Source organism: Geomonas oryzae (genome assembly GCF_004117875.1).
Lineage (GTDB): Bacteria > Desulfobacterota > Desulfuromonadia > Geobacterales > Geobacteraceae > Geomonas > Geomonas oryzae.
The window spans coordinates 177,552-196,552 of record NZ_RAHW01000005.1; the positions used below are offsets into that span (position 1 = coordinate 177,552).

Consider the following 19,001-nt stretch of genomic DNA (forward strand, 5'->3'; position numbering starts at 1 on the left):
TCTTATTTCCGGGGGCGTGGCAATGACCGTCAAAAGCAAGCTCTGGGGCAACATCGCGCTGACCATCGTGGGGATCTCGGTTCTCGCGGGAATCGGTCTTTTTTCCATAGCGAAGGTGAAGTCGAGCATCGAGATCCTGACGGGAAAGTCGACGCCGTTGCACCTTAAGATGCTGGAGCTGCAGCAGACGGTGGAAAAGGTCTCCGCCGATTTCATGCGCCTCGAGATGACGACCGAGCCTGCCGAGGTGACGCGCCTGTCCGAGTCGATAACGACGCGCATCAAGAGGATGGAGACCCTGAACGACGACATCGTCAAGGGGGGTGCAGCCTCAAGCGGCGTCGACACTGCGGTGCTGCGCGACATCGAAAAGACCGTGGTGCAGGTCGCCTCGCAAAGACTCAGCGATATGTCCCTCTTCAAAAGCGAGATCGCCTCGGTGAACGCGGAGCTTTTGAAAGCCGAGGGAAGCGTCAGCGCCATGCGACGGCAGATCAGCCAGATGGGAAACAGCGCCCTCTCCAACATCAATTCCTCGCAGGCGGCCAACCTCCAGGTAAACAGCTCCATCAAGAAACTCCTCACCCTGCAAAGCCGGCTGAAGGACATCAACATCTTCATGGCGGACCTCGAACTGGTGAAGAGCAAGTTCAAGATCGCCCCCCTGAAAGAAAGGCTGAAGAACACCGTCGAGCTCACCCGCAACATCGAGGTGGATCCCGGGGACAACCCGGCCATCAAGGAGGTGAAGGGGGTGGCGACCGAGATCCTGAACCGGATCGGCGCCGAGGAGGGGGGGCTTCTCGCCCTCAGACAGGAGATGCTGAACAACCCGGAAAAAGCGGATGCGGAGCAGTACGCGAACAAGGCGCGCGAGGTCATGAAACCGCTCGACGAGAACAGCAAGAAGATCTTCAACACCATCGACACCCTCGAGCTGCAGATCGTGAAGGACCGCAACAAGGTGGTGTCGTCGCTGGGATTCCAGAATGCGGCCAACGGCGTCATGGAAGCCGGCAGCAACATCAGCGTGGACGTGAAGGAGCTGAACGCCGGGGTGCGCCAGATCATGCTGAGCGGCACTGAGGCAGAGGTCGGCAAGCTGTCGGGAACGCTCGCCCAGTCCCAGAAGAGGATCGAGGCCAACATAGCCGCGGCGAGGAAGCTCCTGCTCGACTCCGGACAGAAGGACCTCGCGCGGAACATCACCGATGTCTCCGGCATCATCCGCAAAGCGGGCGCATCGATCCGGAAGATCGACTCGACCAAGCTCGGGGTGATCCGCAGCAACCTCGCCATGCAGAAGGCGCTGGAGTCGGCGCAGGGAATCTCGCGCGAGCAGGCGCAAAAAAGCGAGGAGCAGGTAAAAAGCATCGGCGAGAACCAGCAGCAGATCCTGACCGGCGTGCGCCGCGCGGTCGACAACGCAACCCTCCTCTCCTACGTGATGATCGCGGTCTCGGCGGCCGTGATCATCATCTCCTTCGTGATCAGCCTGCGCATCATCGCTTCCATCACGCGCCCGCTCGCCCACGCAAAGCTCGTGACCGCCGAGATCGCCGCCGGAAACCTGACCAGGCGCATCAAGACCGGCACCCGCGACGAAATCGGCGACATCTGCGAGAGCATCAACAACATCGTCGTGAACCTGCACGAGGTGCTCTCGCGGGTTTCCCAGAACACCGCCCAGGTCGCCTCGGCCTCCACGCAGCTCTCCTGCGCCGCCGAGCAGATGGCCGCCGGCGCGGCCCAGGTCGCCGGACAGGCGGCCACCGTGGCCACGGCCAGCGAGGAGATGGCGGCTACCTCCAACGAGATCGCGGTGAGCTGCACGCAGGCGGCGGGAGGGTCGAAACAGGCGAATGACGCCGCCGAGGCGGGCGCCTGCGTGGTGAAGGAAACGGTCCAGGGGATGAACCAGATCGCCGAGCAGGTCCGTGCCTCCGCGGTGACGGTGGGCGATCTCGGCAAGAAGTCGGAGCAGATCGGCGCCATCGTCAACACCATCAACGACATCGCCGACCAGACGAACCTCCTCGCATTGAACGCCGCCATCGAGGCGGCGCGCGCCGGGGAGCAGGGGCGCGGCTTCGCAGTCGTCGCCGACGAGGTGCGCGCCCTGGCGCAAAGGACTTCGAGCGCCACGCGCGAGATAGGAGACATGATCAAGGCCGTGCAGCAGCAGACCAAAGGGGCGATCGGCGCCATGCAGTCCGGCGTCACCCGTGTCGAGGCGGGCACCGTCGAGGCGGCGAAATCGGGTGCCGCACTGGAGGAGATCCTCCGGCAGATCGGCTCGGTCACCCTCCAGGTGAACCAGATCGCCACCGCTGCGGAAGAGCAGACCGCAACCACGGTGGAGATCAGCAACAACATCCAGAACATAAACGAGGTGGTGCAGGACACCGCGAAGAACGCCCAGGAATCGGCGGCGTCCGCGGCGCTTCTGTCACGGCTCGCCGAGGAACAGCAGAAACTGGTCGGGCAGTTCAAGCTGAGCTAGCAGATCACTGGGCGCGCGACGCCCGGTCATGACAGCGAGATGAGGTGCGATCATGATCAAGATTCTCCTCGAGAACCCGTTGATGCTTCTGCTCATGGTGGCTGCGCTCGGCTACCCGCTCGGGCGCATCAAGTGCTACGGCATAACCTTAGGGGTCGGCGCCGTCCTCTTCGTGGGGCTCGGCTTCGGCATGCTCCACCCCGACATGAAGGCGCCCGCCATCGTGTACATCATGGGGCAGGCGCTCTTCGTCTACACCGTCGGGCTCTCGGCCGGCCCCTCCTTCGTCTCGACCTTCCGTAGAAACGGCGTCATGAACAACGCCGTCGCCGGAGGGGTGCTCTGCGCATCGGCCGCGCTCTGCATAGCACTGCAGCGCTACCTGGAACTGAAGCCGGGGATCGCCGCCGGGATTTTCTGCGGCAGCCTCACCGCCTCCCCGGCGCTTGGGGGCGCGCTCGAATCGATCCGCCAGACCGCGCCGGAGAACCTCCTCGAGAATCTCCTGGCCGAGCCCGTCGTCGGTTTCTCGGTCGCCTACCCCATCGGCGTCATCGGACTCATGCTGACGATAAACGTCTGCCAGAAGCTCTGGAAGGTGGACTACCAGGCCGAGTACCGGGTCCTGCACAAGCCCGAGGATCGCAAGTCGCTGGTGCACTGCACCATCAAGGTGCAGACGGTGGAGCCGCCGGACACGACCGTCCAGAGGCTGAACGAATCGAACAACTGCGAGGTGATCTTCAGCCGGGTGAAGCGCGCCGGAGAGTTCTTCTACGCCGGCCCCGCCACCGTGCTGCAGCCGGGGGACCTGGTCATGGTGGCGGGCCTGCCGCAGGAGATCGAAAAGCTCGCGGCGGTACTCGGGGAAAGAAGGAGCAAGGAGCGCCTGGGGCTTGACCGCACCGAGTACGAGTACCGCCGCATCTTCGTCTCGAGCCCGCAGGCGATCGGGCGCACCATCGACGAGCTGCACCACGACCAGCGTTTCGGCGAGGTGATCACGCTGGTGCGCCGCGGCGACAGCGAGCTGCTTCCGGACGGGGAGATGGTGCTGGAGCTGGGGGACGTGATCCGGGTCCTGGCGCACAAAAGCGACATGGATGCGGTGACCGCGTTCTTCGGCAACTCGTACCGCAAGGTGAGCGAGGTGGACGTGATGACCTTCAGCCTGGGCCTCGTCATCGGTCTCGTCCTCGGCCTCATCCCCTTCCCTTTCCCGGGTGACGGGAGCATGCAGCTCGGCTTCGCGGGCGGCCCCCTCATCGTAGGCATCCTCCTCGGCACCTTCGGCAGGACCGGCAAGATGGTCTGGAGCCTCCCCTACAGCGCCAGCATGACGCTGAAGCAGGTGGGGCTCGTCCTGTTCCTCGCCGGGATCGGCACCCGCTCCGGCTACAGCCTGCTCACCACGCTGACCGAGGGTGGGGGCGGCGCCATCTTCATCGCCGGGGTCTGCCTCACCGCGGTCACCGCTTTCCTTGGTCTCTTCATCGCGCACAAGATCCTGAAGCTCCCGATGACGCTCGCCGTCGGCATCGTCGCGGGGATGCATACCTCCACGCCGGGTCTCGGATACATCAAGGAACAGACCGGCAACGACCTCTCCGACCAGGGGTACGCCTGCGTCTTCCCGTTCGCCACGATAGGCAAGATCATCCTGGTCCACATCATCCTTGCCACGGTCGGCCCCTACTGACACGGCGGGCTCGCCCCGCCTCCCCCACCCGCCCCCCGGACCGCAGCTGAACGCGCTCGGCGTGTATAGCGTCGCTATACAGCGTCCTCTTCGCGGCGCGCAGAGCCGTCCACGTCTACACCTCTAAGTCCGCGATTTTTCTTACCCGACACGACACCCCGACACAGCACCGGTTATTCCGGCACGCGTGATGCAAAAGGTCCTCTCTGAAAACAACCTGCTCGAGAAACGGCAGTACGGTACATCAATCCACAAACCGGGAGGGACAGACCATGGGACGCAGATCCGCATTCGCCGTGTTGGCCGCATTGGCACTGGCAGCATCCGGAGCGATGGCACTGGAGCTGAAGAACGTAGTGTACGAGACTAACGGGGCGGGGAAGGTGGTATTCAGCCACGCGGCTCATCTGAAGGCTAAAAACGCCCAGGGGGGGAAAACGACCTGCAAAAGCTGCCACGAGGACGCCGACGCGCCGAAAATCAAGGCAACCATGGCGGACATGGAAAAGGGAAAATCGTGCGGCAAGTGCCATGACGGCAAGCACGCCTTCGCCGTCGCGCGATGCACCGGATGCCACAAGGTGAAAAACATCACCTACAAGATCAAGCAGACCGGCCCGGTGCACTTCAGCCACGCCAATCACCTGAAGAGCATGCAGTGCACCGCGTGCCACGACGCCATTTTCACCACGGGCCACAACCCGCCGACGACCATGGCGGAGATGAAGAGGGGGAAATCGTGCGGTGCTTGCCATAACGGCAGCAAAGCCTTCAGCATCGACCGGTGCGATGCCTGCCATCCTTCGCCCAAGCAGGTGGTCTTCAAGGTGAAGCAGACCGGCCCTACCGTCTTCGACCACGGCAAACACGCCGGGCTCTACAGCTGCGGCAAGTGCCACTCCGCCATCTACTCGCTGTCACCCAGTCACAAGCCGGTCTCCATGGCGGCCATGCAGAAGGGGAAATCCTGCGGCGCCTGCCACAACGCGAAAGAGGCCTTCGCCCTGGCCAAGTGCGAAAAATGCCATCCGGTTCGGGAAATCAACTTCAAGGTGGCCAAGGTCGGCGACGTAAAATTCAGCCACACCTCGCACCTGCAGATGTACAAGTGCCAGGACTGCCATACGCGCACCTTCCCGACCAGAAGCGGCAACAAGCCGGTCTCGATGTCCGAGATGAAGAAGGCAAGGTCGTGCGGGGCATGCCACGACGGCAAGGGTGCCTTCACCGTCAACGGCAACTGTGACTCCTGCCACGTCCGCGGCTGATACGGGACCTTGAAACGCAGCGCGGGCCGTCGCTTCACGAAGAAGCGGCGGCCCGCGTTTTTTTCATGCGGCAAGTAAAGGGGTTACGTCTTGCCGAAATAATCCTTCACCGAGATCCCGAGACGCTTCAGCATGGTCTGGAAGTTAGGGCGCAGCATGCCGGTCTCCTCGGCGGCCCGCGAGATGTTCCCCTGGGTCTTCTTGAGCGCGTTGATCACGAAGGCCTTTTCCACGCTCTCCACCGACTTGTCGCGGATCTGGCGCTTCATCTCCTTCAGGTCCTCGACGTTTTGCGGCACCAGACAGCCGAACTCATCGCCCCCCTCCGCATCATCCCTCCCGGAAGCGACCGCGTCTCCAAGCTCCAGGTCCTCCTGCTGGACCAGTTCTCCCTGGGTGAGGACCACGGCTCGCTCGATGCAGTTCACCAGCTCGCGCACGTTTCCCGGGAACGGGTAGCGCTCGAGAAACTGCATCGCCTCCTGGGAGATGCCCCGGATATCCTTCCCCATGTCTCCCACGAATTTTTCGAGGTAGTGCCGCGCGAGCAGCGGAATGTCCCCCTTGCGCTCGCGCAGGGGGGGGAGTTCCAGCGGGATGATGTTCAGGCGGAAGAAGAGGTCTTCGCGGAAGGTCCCCTCGGCGACCATGGTCTTCAGGTTCCGGTTGCTCGCGGCGACCAGGTGCACGTCAAAGGGTATGGGCTGGGTCCCCCCGATCGGGGTGACCTTTCGCTCCTGCAGTACGCGCAAAAGCTTCGCCTGCGTGGAAAGGCTTATGTTGGACACCTCGTCCAGGAAAAGGGTGCCGCCGTCGGCCACCTTGAAGAGGCCCGTCTTCGTCTGCACCGCACCGGTGAAGGCGCCGCGCACATGGCCGAAAAGCTCGCTCTCCAGAAGGGCTTCCGCGAGTGCCGTGCAATCGACGGCCACGAAGGGACGGTCCCTGCGGGGACTGTTGTTGTGAATGGCGCGCGCCGCCAGCTCCTTGCCGGTACCGCTTTCACCGTAGACGAGGACCGTGCTCGCCGTGGGTGCAACCTGCAGGATGCGCCGGTAAACCTTCTGCATCTCCGGGCTCTGCCCCACGAAGAGGTCGAAGCCCTGGTGGCACTGCAATTCGTTTTTGAGGAAGAGGTCTTCGGGGGGGAGCTTGCGCTGTTCCAGGGCGAGCTTGACTTTTTCGAGGATCTGGTCCGGAGCGAACGGTTTGACGAGGTAATCGACGGTGCCCCGGCGCATCGCCTCGACGGCGGTCTCCACCGTGGCGAACCCGGTGATCATGATGACCGGAACTCCGGGCTGCAGCGTCTTCACCGTGTCCAGCACCTCGAAACCGCTCATGCCCGGCATCTTCAAATCGGTGATGATGAGATCGAATTCCTGTTTTTGCAGCAACGGGATGGCTACGATACCGCTCTTGGCGGTTTCTACCTCGTAACCGCCCCCCTCCAGAATCCGTGAAAGCCCCTCCCGAATTACAGCTTCATCATCTACAACCAGGATGTTCATAGGCTCACCATACCTCATTCAAGGTTACAGGCTCGATCACCTCGCCGGTCGACGTCAACAAAAGATGTCATTCATGTGCTGTTATTCAATAGCCCACAAACATCTTCGTGTCAACTTCAAGCATTGTAAACGGCATGTTCCTCACTGCAACCTTCCATGCCGTTGCAGATAAAGAAACAAAAGGCTCGAGACAGTAAAGCCGCACCGTACCTCCTGGAGTGTATCCCGCCTTTATACACCGTGCCGGACGCGGATAACCTGCTGAAATTGCGTCACCTGCCTTCGGCAACAGCGGTTTTGCGCTTCCTCCCGCCACGCGGAGCTGTATTAAAGAGTTATACAGATTCGCGAAGACCTTCATCGCACCCGGAACGCACCCGTCAATTTTATTTAACAAATTCGCGCGTTTACAATTTTTATAAAAATGGCATGGTCGATGCTAATTGGAAAGCAAGATCCGGGCATGACGATCTGCCCGCGACAGGGAGGAAATCATGAAAGCGCTCGCCACCTTGATCATAGCTCTTCTCGCCTCCGTACCCCAGGCCCTTGCAGCAGCCCAGGACTCGGCTCCTGCCTGGAACGGGTTCGCGGTCACCTTCTTCATTACCTTCGCGGCCACCGTGTTCATATTCCAGCTTTTCCCCGGCGCAGCGCTCTTCGTAGGACTCCTTAAGGGACTCTTCGGCGCCAATGCCAAGCGGGAACAGGCGGTAAAGAGCCGCAACACTAGAATCGGCTAAGCACGGAAACCGCTAACAAGCACAATTCCCGAGACCAAGGAGGATGCCATGAAAAAGCTAGCCAATCAGAAAGCGAAAATCGTCACCTGCTCCATCATCGGTCTGGTCCTGGCCGGTGCCGCCATGATCTCCGGCGTCGTTGACCTCACCGGGCATGAAGGGACCATGTCCAAGGTTTTCTTCCTCTTTCTCGGTGCGGTGATCGTGGTCCAGGTGATCCCGGGGATCATGCTTCTGGGTGCCATGCTCAAGGGGGTCTACTCCCTGGTCAGCAAAAAATCCCGCGTTCCCGTAGAAACCGACAGCAAGTAGTCGGTGCCGGCTGAGGCCGATCGAGGTGGGCCATGAAAGAGCTCAGAGTCGTAGTAGCGGAACACGACGCAGTGCGGCGCGACCGGATGGCGGACAGCTTCAGGACCTTGGGGTATTCCGTGACGACCATGGATACCGCCGCCGAGTTGCTGCAGGGGGTCTTCGAGATACAGGGTGGCGTACTGCTGCTGGACGGGGAGTTCGATCCCCATATCGCCTCCGCGGACCTGCTCCACCTGCTGAAACGCGGCAACCCGAACCTCCAGGTGATACTGGTATGCGACGACGTCCCGGCGACGCTTGCTCGCCGCGTCCACAACGAGGGGATTTTCTACTGCGCCCTGAAACCAGCCGATCCGACCGACACCGAGGAACTGGAAGCGGCGGTAGGATGTGCCTTCAGAAAGAACATCGAAAACGGCCGCAAAGGCGTTGTCGGAGAGAAAAACACCAGGATGGCGGCGCCGGCCAGGCACGTCGCATGCCTCATGACGCTTCTGGCCGTTGTCATCGGTGCGGCCCTTACCCTCGCCATCCAGGGGGCGGGATTTGCCACCGCAGGGCTGACCTACCTCTTCCTCGGTTTCTGCGCCGTCATCATCACCACGCAGCTCCTGCCGATTTTCCGCATCAGGCTGGCGCATAGGGTGGCGCAGACCGCGGTTAGCGATTTGTCCAAGAGATAACTGCCGTAAAAAGGAGGCCAACGTGAACCGTCACACGAACCAGAACCTGATACCCCTTTTCCTGATGGCACTGCTCGTCTTGGCAAGCGCGGCCGTCTGCAGGGCGGAAGGCTTTTCCTTCGGCGGCACCGAGGGAAAAAGCGGCAACTGCCTCTCCTGCCACGCGAACCCCGCCGCCGTAAGCGGGAAAATGCTCATCGATCCCGCGCGCTACACGCACACCACCCACGCCAAGATCGGATGCCCGTCATGCCACGCCTCCATGCCAGCGGCCCATCCGCAAGGGGGAGTGCCGGCCAGGGCCGAGTGCGCCGAGTGCCACTCGGAGATCGCCCAACAGTACGGCTCCAGCATCCATGCCGGCAAGACCAGGTGCGCCGGCTGCCACAACCCGCACAAGGTGAAGTCTCCGGAGGAACTCTCCGGCCAGGAGATCAACACCATGTGCTCAAACTGCCATGACGTCCTCAAGATGACGGCGACGCACGGGCAGTGGCTGCCCCAGGCGGACCTGCACATCAGGATGCTGCCGTGCATCACCTGCCATACCGGGGCGAAGAGTTACTACATCAGCATGTACATCGTGAAAGGACAAAACGGCTCGCGCTTCGGAAAACAGGAGGTGGCAAGCTACGACGAACTGAAAAGTATCGCCGGGGGCGCGGAGATCGTTGCCCTGGTCGACAAGAACCACGACAACTACATCTCCATCCAGGAACTGCGCAACTTCAACAACGACCCGGCGCACAAAAACCTGCACCTGCAGGGGATGATGACCCCGGAAACGGTGACCCACAACTTCGAGATCCTCGACAACCGTCGCAACTGCTCCTTCTGCCACACCTCGGGTTCCACCGTCATGCAGACGAGCTACCTCACCTTCCCCGGCAGGGACGGCACCTACCAGCGGGTGGCGGTCGAGAAGGGTGCCATATTCGACGCCCTGTACGGCACCCCTGATTTTTACCTCATGGGATCCACGAAGAACCAGAACCTGAACCGCATCGGCCTCGCCATCATCTGCGGCGGCCTGATCATGCCTGTCGGGCATGGCTTCCTCCGCTTCCTTACCCGCAAAAACAGAGAGAAAAAGGAGCATGAGTCATGAGCGAGAAAACTAAAATATACCTGCAGCCCATCCCGATCAGGGTCTGGCACTGGCTGAACGCCTTCGGCATCATCACGCTCGCAGTAACGGGCGCCCAGATCCGCTTTCCCGAAACGCTCAGTTTTCTCGGGAGCTACCAGACCGCGATCAGGGTCCATAACACCGCCGGCTTGATCGTGTCCTTCTCCTTCCTGATCTGGTTCTTCTACTACGCGACGGTGAAGAACAACCTGGACGACATCTACATCCCGAACCAGGAAGACATCAAGCACGGGATAGTGAGACAGCTTCTTTACTACTGCTTCTGGTACTTCCTCGGGCGCCCGAGCCCCTTCCACGCGACACCCAAGGTGAAGTTCAACCCGATGCAGAAGGCGGCGTACCTGGTGGTCATGTTCATGCTGGAGCCGTTCGTCATCTTCAGCGGCCTTTTGCTCATGAACGTCACCCCGCTCAGGGTGCTGGTGCTCATGACCGGAGGGATCAAGTTCATCGTCGCGCTGCACTTTCTCCTCGCCTGCTCGCTGGTGGCCTTCCTCTGCACCCACGTCTACCTGGCGACCCTCGGCGCCACTCCGCTTTCCTACCTTAAGCCGATGATCTTCGGGTGGGAAGAGGTGGAGGAGCACCACGAAGTGGCCGAAGAGCAGCAGGGCGCACCCAGGGGGTACCGTCCCGTGCGGCATTACCCGGAGTGCATGCAGCACATACCCGACAACCAGCATAGTTGAGGCAGCCACCCCGGTGCCGTAGCAACCCGCGTCGCCGGGGATAAGTTAAAACGGAGGTGCACCATGTTCGAGCGCATAGCAGGGAGGGCTTTGGTCCCGGTCGGGATCGTGGTAACCGGTTTCCTCGTGGTCTGCTTCGTGCTCCTGTACGCGGCGATCAAGAACGTGGTGCTGCGGGACTCGGTGGAACACGCGAACAACCTGGCGGGAATCGTGCTTAAGTCCACGCGGCATGCCATGCTCAAATCGGACCGCGAGCTCAACCAGGCGATCATCAGGAACATAAGTGAGCAAAAGGGCGTCCAGCACGTGCGGATCTTCAACAAGAAAGGGACCGTGGTGGTCTCGTCGCATCCGGAAGAGGTGAACCGCCAGCTCGACAAGAAAGCGGAAGGGTGCGTCGTCTGCCACGAGAAGGCGCAGCCCATCACCACGCTCGGCAGCATGCAGAAGGCCCGCAGCTTCAAGAACAACCTCGGTGCCGACGTCATCGCGATCACCGCGCCGATCTACAACGACCCCGAATGCGCCAACGCCGCCTGCCACTTCCACCCGGCCGACCAGAAGGTGCTGGGGACCCTGGATATCGGCCTTTCGCAGGAAGCTACTCTCGCCTCGCTGGCATCGATCCGTCTGCAGATGATCATCTTCTCGATTCTGACGCTGGTGCTGACAATGGCGGGGGTGATCGCACTACTTAAGATGATCGTGCTTGTGCCTATGAGGAAGCTGCAGGATTTTGCGGAAAAAAACGAGGAGGGAGGTACTGCACTGCACCCGCCGAAACTCCCCTATGAGCTTGACAGGATCGCACAGTCTTTCTACTGTATCAGGAAAAGGCTGGACAACGTCGAACCGAACCGGGTGAATCCTTCTCCCAACGCAGATCCTAACCGATAGCAGGCCAGTCATGAAAGCGGACGGGTGCTCCATGGAAGCGGCAGGCAAAGACAAGATGGCGACGGGTAGCGCCGCCCGGGACGCGAAGAGCGTGCTGCGGCAGGGGCTCATGGATGACATGGCGAGGCTGCGGCGCTTCTCGAACCGCGGGCTCTTCGCACTGTCGCTCTTCATAATCGCCAGTACCGTGGCGTGGCGGGGATTCACCTTCCTCCCCACCCCGCAGCAGCTCGTGGCGGCCATGGGTACGCCCCCCACCCCGTTCATGATCAGCATGGTGCTGGTGCTTTACACCTTTTCCGCCATCATCCTGAGCCTTTCTCGCATGATGGCGGGCGTGTACCACAAAAGCAGCTTCTGCCACGTCGGCTACGCGCTCGGGTTCTACCTTTTCTACTACGTTGCCGACGCGCTCGCCGACAACTACTGGGCCGTTTTCGGCGCCGGTTTCACCGTCCTCTGCCTGGAAAGCTACCGGATCTGGACCTTCTGCAGCGACCAGCTCGGAAGGAAACAGGAGCAACTGGACTTTCTGGAACGAAACGGCAGGATGCCCCCCGAGGAAGAAGACTCCCTCTACAGCTGATCCCCCATCAGTTCTCAGCCGCCTGGTGCTTCTCGTAGCTGTTGCAGGGCTGCCCAGTCTTCATGCGCGGCACGTCCAGCACGGTGTAGATGGTGCAGCGCCCCTTGAGGTGGAGCTTGCAGTCTTCGTAGCTGCAGACCACGTAGGCACGGTCGTTGGGGCCGGAGAGCATCTGCTCAAGCTTGTCGGCGATCTTGTCGTTTTTCCCCGCCATCGCGGCGATCTGCGTCAGCTTGTCTTCCATCGTTTGCCACCTCCACAGTGATCTCGCTGCAGTTGGACCGGCAGATTATCATCACACGTCCGGTACCGCCACAAAAAAAGGCCCCCGAGCGCTGCTTCGGGGGCCTTTTCGTTTTTCATGCCGTGCACGGCATAACTTCCTATCCCTTTTCCACTTTCACTTCGACGAGGTTGCAGTTCCCCTTGAGAAGCGCGTTCGCGTTCAGCTCCCTGAAGTGCGACGGGGCGAAGAGCAGTCCGGGCTGCACCTTGTCGCTGATGCGCGCCTGGGCGGTCATGGCTCCGTTGCCGGAGGAGAGTTTGACGCTCGCTCCTTCCGCGACCCCCAGGGAGGCGGCATCGGAGGGATGCAGTTCCACGAACCCGGTCGGGCAGACCTCGAGGTTCGCGGAGGAGCGGGTGGTGGAGGTCCCGTTGTGGTAACCGACCGGTCCGACCAGGAGCTGGAACTTAGCCTTGGCGGAGCTTGCCGGTTTGGCGATCGGTGCGAGCGGGGCGTCGACCCTGGCGGCGGTCGCACCCTTGGTCACGCCGTCACGGGAACCGTCAAACGCCGCGTATGCCTTGACCTTGGTCTTGATCTCGGCCATGACGCTTGCCGGGGTGATGCGCTCGTTGCCGGAGGTGAGGCGGCTCCAGAGGTCGGCCAGGATGGCCCAGTCTTCCCTTGCATGACCGGGGGCGTCGACCGCCTTGAAGATCGCCTGCACCCTGTTGTCCAGCGAGGTGAACGAGCCGCTCTTCTCCGCCGCGGCACCGGCCGGGAGCACGGCGTGGGCGTACTGGAGGGAGTCGCCCTCGAAGACGTCCTGCACCACCAGGAGCTCAAGCTTCGCGAGGGCCTTCCTGATGCGCTGGTTGTCCGGGAAGCCGGCCAGGTCGCACCCCATGAGGTAGAGCGCCTTGATGCTCCCCGCCTCGATCCCCTCGACGATGCCCCAGATGTCCTTGCCGTCCGCCCCGGGGACCACCCCCATGTCGAGGAGGCCTACGCTGTTGTTCTTCGCGTCGATCGGGTAGATGCCGCCGCCCTGCGCGTCGGAGGACCCGGTGAGCACGGCTAAGTCGGCAAGTGCTGCGATCTTCACGGAAGCATCGGCGCTCCTGATCAGGTCGGCACCGAAGACGATGGCCACGCGGCTCATCCCGGCGAGCTGCTGCACCGCGCTCTCGAGCGCCGCCTCGGAGATGCCGGCCTGCTCGCAGAGTTCCGCCATGGAAAGCTGGGCGAGCCCTTCCTTGACGCTCTCGGCCCCGGCGGGGACGGCGACGCCTGCCGCGATGAGCCCTTTCATCAGGGCGTAGATCACCTGCAGCTCGGCGCCGGGCGCATTCTTCAGATGCACGTTGGAGAACTTCTTCAGCTTGACGTCGCGCATGTTCACGAGGACCAGGCGCGCATCCTTCTTCGTCGCCGCCTTGATGACGCGGTACTCGGCGTTGGTCGCCTCGGCGTTCAGGTCGCAGCCGAAAACCAGGATGGCCTGGGCCTCATCCAGCGCGTCGAGCTGCTTGCTCGCGCCGGTGAAACCGAAACGTCTCTGCATCTGGGCCTGCGCCTGGGCGAAGCCGAGCCCCGCCTCCGAATCGACGTTGCCGCTGCCGAGCGCCTCGCGGAAGATCTTCTGGAAGAGGAAGCTCTCCTCGTTGGTCACCCTCGGGGAGCCGAGGCCGGCCACCGCCTTGCCCCCTTCGCGCGCCACGATCTCCTTGAGCTTCGCCGCCACGGTGTTGAGGGCGGTGTCCCAGTCGGTCTTGCCGAGGGCACCCGCATCGGTTCTCAGCATCGGCTCGGAAAGCCTCTGGTCGGAGTCGAGGTAGCGGTAGCCGAAGCGGCCGTTGATGCAGAGGTTGCCGTTGTTGTAGCCGTCGTCCTCGCTGGTCACCCGCTCGACGCGCCCTTCCTTCGCGTGATAGTCGATCTGGCAGCCGGTGCCGCAGAAGGCGCAGACGCTCGGGATCCGGTTGAAGGTCCAGGGGCGTCCCTTGAACTTGAACGGTTTCGAGATGAGGGCGCCGGTCGGGCAGGCCGCGACGCAGTTGCCGCAGAACTCGCAGTTCAGCGGTTTGCCGTCGACTGTGTCGATGATGGCGTCCTCACCCTTGTTCACCACCTTGATCGCGTCGCAGCCGACGATCTCGTGGTCCACCTTCACGCACTTCTCGCAGAGGATGCAGCGGTTCGGGTCGCTTTCGATGAGGGGCCAGTCGTAGCGGATCCGGCGGCGCTCCAGGATCGCCGAGTAGTCCTGCTTGGTCGCGTTCAGCGCGTAGCAGGAGTCCTGCAGGTCGCACTCGCCGCCGGCGTCGCAGACCGGGCAGTCCAGCGGGTGGTTCACCAGCATGAGCTCCATGATCTTGCGCCGCGCCTCCCTGAGGGCGGGCGTGTCCGTGGTGACCTGTATCCCCTCCTTGACCGGCGTGTTGCAGGCGGTCATGGTACGCTCCACCCCGGCCACCTCTACCGCGCAGACGCGGCAGGCGCCGGTGGGGGAGACCTTCTTCAGCCAGCAAAGGGTCGGGATCCTGATCCCGACCGTGGCCGCGGCCTCCAGTATGGTGGTACCTTCTTCGACCTGCACGCTCTTGCCATCAATGGTTAAGCTGACCATATAAAAACCTCAGTATTCGGTGTAATGAATTCAACTAGGTCGGGGCCGGCGTGTCGCCTAGACGGCCACCATGGCGACTCGGTAGCAGCGCAGGCACCTCTCGGCCTCCCGCACCGCCTGGCTGTTGGCGTAGCCGAGCTCCACCTCGCAGTAGTTCTTGTAGCTGGCCCTCTGCGCCCCGTGCACCTCCTTCTGGTGCTCGCGGGAAGCGGAATCGAGCCACTGCACGTCCTCGTTCTTGTCGTAGACGCCGAAGTAGGTGAGGATGTCCTCCATCCTCTCGTCGTCGGTGAGCTCGACCCCCTTCCCTTCGAGGTAGCGCTGGATCACCTTGGCCGCACGATGGCCGGAGCCGATGCAGGCCACGACGGTGAGCGGGCCGATCTCCGCGTCGCCGCCGGCGAAGACGCCGCCGCAATCGGTGATGAGGTTCCTGGAAAGCATGTTCCCCATGCCGTCCTTCAGGTCCTTGCCGTCATGCCCCTTGAGCGGGACGTACTTGGTGACGATGGTGCTCCACTTGGTGGTGTCGATCCCCGCGTCGGCCGGGATGAAGGAGAGGTCGGCATCCTGGCCGATGGCCGGGATGATGGTGTCGCACTCGATGACGAACTCGGACCCCGGTACCGGCTCGGGACGGCGGCGCCCGGAGGCGTCCGGCTCGCCCAGCGCCATCCTGATCAGCTCGACGCCGGTGACCTCGTTCTGCTCGTTGGCGATGACCTTGGTCGGGAGCACCTGGAACTCGAAACGCACCCCTTCCTCGTCCGCCCCGTCGACCTCCCAGACGTCCGCCGGCATCTCGTTGCGGGAGCGGCGGTAGACGAGCACCGACTCCTCGGCCCCCTCGCGCAGTGCCACCCTCACGCAGTCGATGGCGGTGTTGCCGCCGCCGACCACGAAGACCTTCTTGCCCATTCCGGTCGGAAGGCCCAGGTAGACGTTTCTCAGGAAGTCGATGCCGCCGGTCAGGAAGCCCTTGTAACCCTTGTCCTCACCCTCGACCCCCATCGGTTTGGAGCGATGCGCGCCCGGCGCCAGGAAGACGGCGTCGAACTTCTGCCTCAGCTCGTCGAGGGTCACATCCTTGCCGACCCTAGTGCCGTACACGATCTCGACGCCGAGGCTCGCGATGATGTCGATGTCGCGCTGCAACAGGTGACGCGGCTGCCGGTACGGCGGTATGCCGACGGCGACCATGCCGCCGCCGAGCGGGAGCGCCTCGTAGATGGTGACCGGGTACCCTTCAAGCGCCAGGTAGTAGGCGGCGGCGAGACCGGCGGGGCCTGCGCCCACGACGGCGACCTTCTTCGACTTCTTCTCCGCCGGCACCATGGGGGGGAGATGGCCGTGCTGCCACTCGTAGTCGGAGGCGCTGCGCTTGAGCACCATGATGTTGATCGGCTCGTCGACGTTTTTCCTGCGGCATGCGGTCTCGCACGGGTGCGGACAGACGCGCCCGCAGACCGAGGGAAGCGGCATCGATTCGCGGATGGTGGCAAGCGAATCGCCGAAACGGTAGTCCTTCACCGACTCGATGTAGGTCGGGATGTCGATGTGCGCCGGACACTTGTCCATGCAGGGTGCGGTGTACTTCTCGACGTAACGGAATTCGGAGGAGAGGCTCTTCGCGCCGCGGATGTAGTTTACGAAGGCGTCGCGGAAGTGGGTGACCGCGTCGATCACCGGCACCGAGGAGCTGGGACAGAGGGTGCACTTGCAATGGGCGAGCACGCTGCCGACGTCGAGGATGGTGTCGAGATCCTCCTCGCTGCCGCGCCCCTCGAGGATGCCGGCGAGGGCGTCCATGATGACGCGGGTCCCCTTCTTGCCCGGGGTGCACTTGCCGCAGACGTACTTCGTCTGCACGCGCTTCATGTACTCGGTCACCATGGCCGGAATGTCGACATCCTTGTTGTACAGGATGATCCCGTCCCACCCGATGAAGGCCGAAAGCGGGCGCTCTCCATCGTAGGTGGCGGGCAGCTTGAAGGACACGTCCTTCTTCTCGCCACCCTTGCGGTTGTCAACTATGTTTCTGCCCCAGCTGGAAAAAACCACCTCTGCCACTTAGGCCTCCGAAATAGCTGTAAAATCTGCCGCTTTATCGGCTAAATATTTACATTTATTAAGTAAATTATGCCGGTCACATTGTATACAGTATCCAGTTTTTACCACATCACTCCCCTCTAATCAAGCGAAAAATCATTCGGATTATCGCCGTTGTACGCCGTATACAAAGCGGCGCCCCGCCCCGCAGGTCGCGCGCTTGCATGGCTGCAATTAATGGTTGTTTTTATCTCAGATCCCCCATAACATCGCCCCGTCCGCTCCGAGTACGACACCCCGTGCTGCCGCAAGCCGCATCAAGAAGACTCAACTTTTGCCGGGCCGCGCCGATAATAATGGCAAAGCGCCCATGAATACCCACTGGGCGTTTTCGGAGGCGTTCATGGAGAAGAACAACTTGCTCGACGGCACCGGCCTGACCCTCCAGCTCACCCCGGACGGGCAGTCGCTCCAGGCGCAGTTCACCCCGCTCGTCCAACGTCGCGTCCTCGAGGCAAGTCAGCTCCAGGAGGCACTTACCGAGCTCGGTTTCGGGGAGTTCTTCGTCCCCACAGAGGCGCTGGAACAGCTGCTGCAGAAATGCACCGTGACCCCGCTTGGCTTTACGCAGCGCATAGGCGAGAGGCGCGACGCGACCCTCGCGGTCCAGCTATCCGACGACGCCATGACGGCGACGATGACGATACAGCCCGCCTACGGCGGCCGCACCATCGCCTTCGAAGAGGTGGAGAAGGAGCTGACCCGGCTCGGGGTGGTCTGCGGCATCCTCTACGAGGAGATCAAGGAGGCCCTGGCGGTGGGCAAGGCATCCAGGCTCGTGATCGCCCAGGGCACCCCGCCAGTCCCCGGCGAGGACAGCCAGTTCATCAGCCTCATCCCGGAGATGGCCGCGCAGATACCGCAGCTCTCCGACGACGAAACGGCGGACTACCGCAACCTGGGGGACATCGTCAGCGTGAGCCTGGGCGACCCCCTGATGCGCAGAACGCGCCCCACCCAGGGAATCTCCGGGGTGAACCTGCTGGGGGTGGAACTACCCACCACCGACGGCGTCGACATCCCCTTCGCCGACAACCTGACCGGCATCGCCTGCGACCTTGAAGACGGCGACCTCCTCGTCGCAGCCATCTCCGGATACCCGGTCATAGTGCCGCGCGGGGTCATCGTGGACCCGATCTTCAAGCTGAAACGCGTCGACCTTTCCACGGGGAACCTCCACTTCAAGGGGTCCCTGGAGATCTCCGGCGACGTTTGCGACGGGATGGAGGTCGCCGCCACCGAAAACATCACGGTGGGCGGGATCGTCGAAGCGGCAAGGCTCAAGGCCGGCGGGGACATCGTGGTGGTAGGAGGGGTGATCGGGCACGGCCACGCCGTTCAGGGAAGGATGGTCAGCAGGCAGGAGATGGCCCAACTTGAGGCGGGGGGAACGGTGACGGTGCAGTTCGCCGAGAACGCCGTCATAACCGCCGGTGGCGACATCGTAATCCGCGAACTAGCCATGCAGAGCGACCTCACCTCCGGAGGAAGCATCCTGGTCGGCGAGCGCGGGGGGCGCAAGGGACACGTCATCGGCGGGCTTTGCCGCGCGGCCACCCTCGTCCACGCCGTGGTGATCGGTTCGCATGCCGGCGTCCCCACCGTGATAGAGGTCGGCGTCGACCCGGCCCTCAACCGGAAACTTGAAATGGTGCAGGAAACCCTGGCGGAAAAGCAGCGCCAGATGGATGAACTGACGAAGACCATAGCCTACGTTCAGGAAAATCCCGGGAGCATGGAACCTGGGCTTTTCAATCTGAAACAGCGGATCTACACCAAGTACCAGGGTGAGATCGCCGAACTGACCGGCGAGAAAAAGCGTTTGCAAAAACGGATGGAGATCAACGCGCAGGCGCGTGTGGAGGTCGAGCGGGACGCCTTCCTCGGCGCGCAGATCAGGATCGGCTCGAGCGTCACACAAATCGAGGAGGACCTGACCTCCCCGACCTTCACCCTCGGGGAGGAAGGGATCACCTACTGAAAAGGAGCA

Annotated in this window: 15 protein-coding genes; 11 read left to right on the forward strand and 4 right to left on the reverse strand. The window is 62.3% G+C overall.

Annotated features, from left to right (window positions below):
- Positions 1-22 precede the first annotated feature (22 nt).
- From D6Z24_RS22130 to D6Z24_RS13865, 3 genes are all read left to right on the forward strand, one after another.
- Positions 23-2,503 (forward strand): methyl-accepting chemotaxis protein, encoded by a 2,481-nt coding sequence (locus tag D6Z24_RS22130; RefSeq protein WP_129127195.1) that lies wholly within the window; start codon positions 23-25, stop codon positions 2,501-2,503.
- A 52-nt stretch (positions 2,504-2,555) separates the two neighbouring features.
- Positions 2,556-4,202: an aspartate:alanine exchanger family transporter gene (locus D6Z24_RS13860; protein ID WP_129127196.1), complete on the forward strand. Its 1,647-nt coding sequence runs from the start codon at positions 2,556-2,558 to the stop codon at positions 4,200-4,202.
- A 272-nt stretch (positions 4,203-4,474) separates the two neighbouring features.
- Complete coding sequence (locus tag D6Z24_RS13865) at positions 4,475-5,470, forward strand: c(7)-type cytochrome triheme domain-containing protein (protein ID WP_129127197.1); 996 nt, start codon at positions 4,475-4,477, stop codon at positions 5,468-5,470.
- A gap of 83 nt (positions 5,471-5,553) precedes the next feature.
- On the opposite strand, the gene D6Z24_RS13870 is transcribed toward D6Z24_RS13865, so the two are convergent.
- Complete coding sequence (locus D6Z24_RS13870; protein ID WP_129127198.1) at positions 5,554-6,981, reverse strand: sigma-54-dependent transcriptional regulator; 1,428 nt, start codon at positions 6,979-6,981, stop codon at positions 5,554-5,556.
- 494 nt (positions 6,982-7,475) lie between these two features.
- Between D6Z24_RS13870 and D6Z24_RS13875 the strand changes: the two genes are divergently transcribed.
- The 7 genes from D6Z24_RS13875 to D6Z24_RS13905 all read left to right on the forward strand — a co-directional run bounded on the left by D6Z24_RS13875 (position 7,476) and on the right by D6Z24_RS13905 (position 12,047).
- Positions 7,476-7,724, forward strand: a complete 249-nt coding sequence (locus tag D6Z24_RS13875; protein WP_129127199.1) for a hypothetical protein — start codon at positions 7,476-7,478, stop codon at positions 7,722-7,724.
- 48 nt (positions 7,725-7,772) lie between these two features.
- Positions 7,773-8,036, forward strand: coding sequence for a hypothetical protein (locus D6Z24_RS13880; protein WP_129127200.1), 264 nt, complete (start codon positions 7,773-7,775; stop codon positions 8,034-8,036).
- Positions 8,037-8,068: 32 nt separating this feature from the next.
- Positions 8,069-8,722 (forward strand): DNA-binding transcriptional response regulator, encoded by a 654-nt coding sequence (locus D6Z24_RS13885; RefSeq protein ID WP_129127201.1) that lies wholly within the window; start codon positions 8,069-8,071, stop codon positions 8,720-8,722.
- A 22-nt stretch (positions 8,723-8,744) separates the two neighbouring features.
- Positions 8,745-9,830 (forward strand): cytochrome c3 family protein, encoded by a 1,086-nt coding sequence (locus D6Z24_RS13890; protein WP_246014671.1) that lies wholly within the window; start codon positions 8,745-8,747, stop codon positions 9,828-9,830.
- Entirely contained in the window at positions 9,827-10,561 is a 735-nt protein-coding gene (locus tag D6Z24_RS13895; RefSeq protein ID WP_129127202.1) for a cytochrome b/b6 domain-containing protein, read from the forward strand. Before D6Z24_RS13890 ends, D6Z24_RS13895 begins: the two co-directional genes overlap by 4 nt.
- A gap of 63 nt (positions 10,562-10,624) precedes the next feature.
- A complete protein-coding gene (locus tag D6Z24_RS13900; RefSeq protein WP_129127203.1) occupies positions 10,625-11,461 on the forward strand; it encodes a cytochrome C in 837 nt (278 codons plus the stop codon).
- 10 nt (positions 11,462-11,471) lie between these two features.
- The gene (locus D6Z24_RS13905) at positions 11,472-12,047 is read left to right on the forward strand and encodes a menaquinol oxidoreductase (protein ID WP_246014672.1); all 576 of its coding nucleotides are present in this window, start codon (positions 11,472-11,474) and stop codon (positions 12,045-12,047) included.
- A 7-nt stretch (positions 12,048-12,054) separates the two neighbouring features.
- Here D6Z24_RS13905 and D6Z24_RS13910 read toward each other — a convergent pair whose 3' ends face one another.
- The 3 genes from D6Z24_RS13910 to D6Z24_RS13920 all read right to left on the reverse strand — a co-directional run bounded on the left by D6Z24_RS13910 (position 12,055) and on the right by D6Z24_RS13920 (position 16,972).
- Entirely contained in the window at positions 12,055-12,291 is a 237-nt protein-coding gene (locus D6Z24_RS13910) for a hypothetical protein (protein WP_129127204.1), read from the reverse strand.
- Positions 12,292-12,430: 139 nt separating this feature from the next.
- A complete protein-coding gene (locus tag D6Z24_RS13915; RefSeq protein ID WP_129127205.1) occupies positions 12,431-14,902 on the reverse strand; it encodes a molybdopterin-dependent oxidoreductase in 2,472 nt (823 codons plus the stop codon).
- A 57-nt stretch (positions 14,903-14,959) separates the two neighbouring features.
- Positions 14,960-16,972 carry an FAD-dependent oxidoreductase gene (locus D6Z24_RS13920; protein WP_129127206.1) on the reverse strand — a complete coding sequence of 671 codons (2,013 nt, stop codon included), beginning with the start codon at positions 16,970-16,972 and terminating at the stop codon, positions 14,960-14,962.
- 382 nt (positions 16,973-17,354) lie between these two features.
- Here D6Z24_RS13920 and D6Z24_RS13925 point away from each other — a divergent pair, with 382 nt between their 5' ends.
- Entirely contained in the window at positions 17,355-18,992 is a 1,638-nt protein-coding gene (locus tag D6Z24_RS13925; RefSeq protein ID WP_129127207.1) for a DUF342 domain-containing protein, read from the forward strand.
- Positions 18,993-19,001 lie beyond the last annotated feature (9 nt).